Raw genomic sequence first — 4446 nt, 5'->3', positions numbered from 1 at the left:
TGGTCAGGGGTTCGGCCGTGCCTACGTGTGTGCGCGTGAAGGCTATCGCGCGCGGGCGGCGGCGCCGTCACCGCTGTGCCGTCACCACTCCAGGGCCCAGGGCCGTCCGCCCCGCGCGAAGTGTCCGACGTTGACGCACTCGGTGGCGCCGATCCGCATCCGGCGGGTGAGCGGCTGGTGGACGTGGCCGAACAGGGAGTACCGCGGCCGGGTCCTGCGGATGGCGTCGAGCAGGGCCCTGCTGCCCCGCTCGAAGCGCCGCGCGACCGTGTCGTAGACCAGCTCGGGGACCTCCGGCGGGATGTGCGTGCACAGCACGTCGACCTCGCCGACGGCCTCGATCTTCGCCGCGTACTCCTCGTCGTCGATCTCGTAGGGCGTGCGCATCGGCGTGCGCAGTCCGCCCCCGACGAAGCCGAAGACGCGGCCGCCGATCTCGGCCCGCTGCCCGTCGAGGACCGTGGTGCCCGGTCCGGCGTACTCGCTCCACAGCTGGGGGATGTCGACGTTGCCGTAGGTCGCGTACGTCGGAGTGGGGAAGGCGGGGAACATCTCGGCGTACTGCTTGCGCACGGCCTGCTCGATGGCGGGCCGCCGGTCGACCCCGGCCCACAGCTCGGCGCCGAAGGCGCGGGCCTCGTCGAAGCGGCGGGCGGTGCGCAGCTCGACGAGGCGGTCGGCGTTCCCCCTGCCGAACAGATCGGGAAAAATGCCGCGTGAATGATCGGCGTAGTCCAGGAAGAGGACCAGGTCACCGAGGCAGACGAGGGCGTCGGCGCCCTCGCCGGCTCGTGCGAGGTCGGTGGAGTTTCCGTGCACATCGCTGACCACATGAACGCGCATGCGATCACCCTAGGACGCCTGCCCGAAGGTGGGTAGAGGCCGCCGGACCTGCGGTTACTTCCGAGTCGGGAAGCGGGTGGACTACTGTGCGCAGAGCACCGCCATGACGTGTGACGCACCGAACATCTGGCCTGGACCCCCTACCGAAGAGGCTGTACTCATGGGTAACGTCCGGGCAGTCCAGTCGTGCTCAGTTCAACCATGATGAGCACCTGCCCGATCTTGGACCGTACCGACGCAGCACACAGAGTCGTGGCGCCGGCGCCCTATGAGGAGCAGCAGTCTTGCGCGAGTTCAGCCTTCCGGCTTTGTACGAGGTCCCTGCCGACGGCAATCTGACCGACATCGTCCGCAGAAACGCCGCGCAGCATCCCGACGTCGCCGTCATCGGCCGCAAGATCGGCGGCACCTGGCAGGACGTCACGTCCGTGCAGTTCCTGGCCGAGGTCCGCGCCGCCGCCAAGGGGCTCATCGCCTCCGGCGTGCAGCCCGGCGACCGGGTCGGCCTCATGTCCCGCACGCGCTACGAGTGGACGCTGCTCGACTTCGCGATCTGGAGCGCGGGCGCGATCACCGTCCCCGTGTACGAGACGAGCTCCGCCGAGCAGATCCAGTGGATCCTGGGCGACTCCGGCGCCGTCGCGATCCTCGTCGAGTCGGACGCGCACGCCGCGGCCGTCGCCTCCGTCCGCGGCACGGTGACGCTGCCCGACGGCGTCCTCGCCAAGGGCCGGGCACTCGTCGAGGAACACGAGGGCGGCGCCGTGCCCGCGCCCCGCCGCGAGCACGGCGAGACCGTCGACGTCACCGGGCTCGACTGGCCGGCCGGCGTCCCCGACGGCGGCCGGCACGGCTTCACGCCCGCCCACCGGGCCGCCCTCGACGCCGCACTGCCCGCGCTCGCCGCGCGCATCGCCCCGCACCTCACCGGCCGCACCCTCGTCCTGGGCAACGAGGAGCTGATGTACGCCCCGCTGCGCCTGGCCACCACCCTGGAGGAGAGCGGCGCCGACGTCGCGTACTCCACCACCACCCGCTCGCCCGTCCTCGCCGTCGACGACCCGGGCTACGCTATCCGCACCCGGCTCGTCTTCCCCGCGCACGACGACCCGGCCGACGGACCCGGCGACCGCTACGCGTACAACGTCGCGGGCGGCGGCTTCGACACCGTCGTCGTGGTCGTCGACTCGGCCGGTGACACCCCCGCGCTGCGCGCCCCCGGCGGCCTGCTCGACCGGGTCGCCGCGCACACCGCCCGCGTCGTGGTCGTCGTGCTCCCCTCCTACGTGCCCGCCTGCGCGTCCGTGCCCGAAAGGCCCGCCATGCCCCTGCCCGAGCCGCTGCGCGGCCCCGCCTTCTCCTCGTACGCACCCGACGAGGTCGGCTGGCTGCTCCAGGACCTCTCGGACGTGTCGCTGGAGGCGCCCACCGAGGAGCGCGAGGAGGCCATCCAGAGCGGCGGCGCGCACTACGCGGAGTCGCTGCCCGTCGAGTACCAGCCGAGCGAGCGGTACCAGGAGCTGTTCCACGCCGCGCTCGACACCTCCGCGCAGCGCATCGCGCGGGCCGTCGGCGTCGTCACGGAGACGGTGCTCGCCGAGCGCCCGGGCCGCAGCCCCGTGCTCGTGTCGCTGGCCCGCGCCGGGACGCCCGTCGGCGTGCTCATGCGGCGCTGGGCGCAGCACCGGCACGGCGTCGCGCTGCCGCACTACGCGGTCTCCATCGTCCGTGGCCGCGGCATCGACGCCACCGCGCTGCGCTGGCTCGCCGCGCACCACGACCCGGCCGACGTCGTCTTCGTCGACGGCTGGACCGGAAAGGGCGCGATCACCCGTGAACTGACCGCGGCCGTCCGGGAGTTCGAGGAGAGCGGCGGAGCGGTCGGTTTCGACCCGGAGATCGCGGTGCTCGCCGACCCGGGCTCCTGCGTGCGCACGTACGGCACCCGCGAGGACTTCCTCATCCCGTCCGCCTGCCTCAACTCGACGGTGTCCGGGCTGATATCGCGCACCGTGCTCCGCGCCGACCTGGTCGGGCCCGACGACTTCCACGGCGCGAAGTTCTACCGCGAGCTGGCGGACGCGGACGTCTCCGGGACGTTCGTCGACACGGTCGCGGGACGCTTCGACGACGTCGCCGACGCGGTGGACCTCGCCGTCAAGGAGCTCCTCGGCTCCGACCGCGAGCCGACCTGGGAGGGCTGGGCCGCCGTCGAGCGGATCAGCGAGGAGTACGGCATCCACGACGTCAACCTGGTCAAGCCCGGCGTCGGCGAGACGACCCGGGTGCTGCTGCGCCGCGTGCCGTGGAAGATCCTGGCCCGCGCGGGCGCCGGGGCCGACCTCGACCATGTCCGGCTGCTCGCCGAGCAGCGGGGCGTGCCCGTCGAGATCGTGGACGAACTGCCCTACAGCTGCGTGGGGTTGATCCACCCGCGGTTCACGCGCGGAGCGACCGGCGCCGACGGCCGGGCGGTGACTGCCCCGTGAGCACCCCACCGCGCGTGACGATGGTCGCCAGCGACCTCGACCGCACCCTCATCTACTCCGCCGGGGCGCTCGCCCTCACCGTCCCCGACGCGCAGGCACCGCGCCTGCTCTGCGTCGAGGTCTACGAGGGCAAGCCCCTGTCCTACGTCACCGAGGACGCGGCCGGGTTGCTCGCGGAGCTCGGCCGGCGGGCGGTGTTCGTCCCGACGACGACGCGGACGCGCGAGCAGTACGGGCGGATCAGGCTGCCCGGCCCGCCGCCGGCCTACGCGATCACGGCGAACGGCGGGCACCTGCTCGTCGACGGGGTGTCCGACCCCGACTGGCGGTCGGCCGTGGGCGAGCGGCTCGCCGCCGAGTGTGCGCCGCTCGGAGAGGTGCGGGAGCGGATGGTGGCGTCCGCGCGGGCCGAGTGGCTGCTCAAGGAACGGGTCGCGGAGGACCTGTTCGCGTATCTCGTCGTCGACCGCGAGCGGCTGCCCGAGGGCTGGGTCAAGGAACTCGGGGCGTGGGCCGCCGAGCTGGGCTGGTCCGTCTCGCTCCAGGGACGCAAGGTGTACGCCGTGCCGAAGCCGCTGACGAAGGGGGCGGCGGTGCGGGAGGTCGCGCGGCGGGTCGGGGCCGGGCGGGTGCTCGGGGCCGGGGACTCGCTGCTCGACGCGGATCTGCTCGGGGCCGTGGACCAGGGGTGGCGGCCCGCGCACGGGGAGCTGGCGGATCTGGGCTGGACCGCGCCGAACGTCACGGCGCTGGCGCATCGGGGGGTCGCGGCCGGAGAGGCCACGCTCCGGGAGTTCCTCGCGGCGCTCTAGCGAGGCGTGCCCGTGCCGGCGGGCCCTGGGCGCCCGGCCCTGTCATCGCCCAGTGCCGCGCCGTCGTGGCCGCTCGCGCAGTTCCCCGCGCCCCTGACGGGGCCTGGCCCCTGCCGAGTCACCACGTCGTCCGGGCCCGACCCGGAGTCGCCGCTACCCCGGTGCGCCCAGGCCCGGGCCGAGGTGCCGCCCCGCTCCCACCGTCCCGCCGGGCGCTGGGCGCGACCGCCTCGGCCCGGGCCGTGGTGCCGCCCCGCTCCCACCGTCCCGCCCCCTCCGGGGGCGTTCGGCCCGGCGCCGGG

Annotated in this window: 3 protein-coding genes; 2 read left to right on the top strand and 1 reads right to left on the bottom strand. The window is 74.0% G+C overall.

The window, feature by feature from the left end; all coding sequences use genetic code 11:
• Nucleotides 1–81: 81 nt before the first annotated feature.
• Nucleotides 82–843, bottom strand: a complete 762-nt coding sequence (locus tag GTW43_RS25975) for a metallophosphoesterase (RefSeq protein WP_161302292.1) — start codon at nucleotides 841–843, stop codon at nucleotides 82–84.
• 308 nt (nucleotides 844–1151) lie between these two features.
• Between GTW43_RS25975 and GTW43_RS25970 the strand changes: the two genes are divergently transcribed.
• Nucleotides 1152–3332 carry a cysteine protease StiP domain-containing protein gene (locus GTW43_RS25970; protein WP_202501944.1) on the top strand — a complete coding sequence of 727 codons (2181 nt, stop codon included), beginning with the start codon at nucleotides 1152–1154 and terminating at the stop codon, nucleotides 3330–3332.
• Nucleotides 3333–3352: 20 nt separating this feature from the next.
• Nucleotides 3353–4144, top strand: coding sequence for an HAD family hydrolase (locus GTW43_RS25965; protein ID WP_161304413.1), 792 nt, complete (start codon nucleotides 3353–3355; stop codon nucleotides 4142–4144).
• Nucleotides 4145–4446 lie beyond the last annotated feature (302 nt).

The sequence above is a fragment of the Streptomyces sp. SID5785 genome, from assembly GCF_009870065.1.
Taxonomy (GTDB): domain Bacteria; phylum Actinomycetota; class Actinomycetes; order Streptomycetales; family Streptomycetaceae; genus Streptomyces.
The sequence above is the reverse complement of the archived record's forward strand: the minus strand, read 5'-3'. Positions and strand labels throughout refer to the sequence as shown.

Coding starts and splice junctions, on each gene's coding strand:
- GTW43_RS25975 (WP_161302292.1), bottom strand. CDS start 843: ATGCGCGTTCATGTGGTCAGCGATGTGCACGGAAACTCCACCGACCTC.
- GTW43_RS25965 (WP_161304413.1), top strand. CDS start 3,353: ATGGTCGCCAGCGACCTCGACCGCACCCTCATCTACTCCGCCGGGGCG.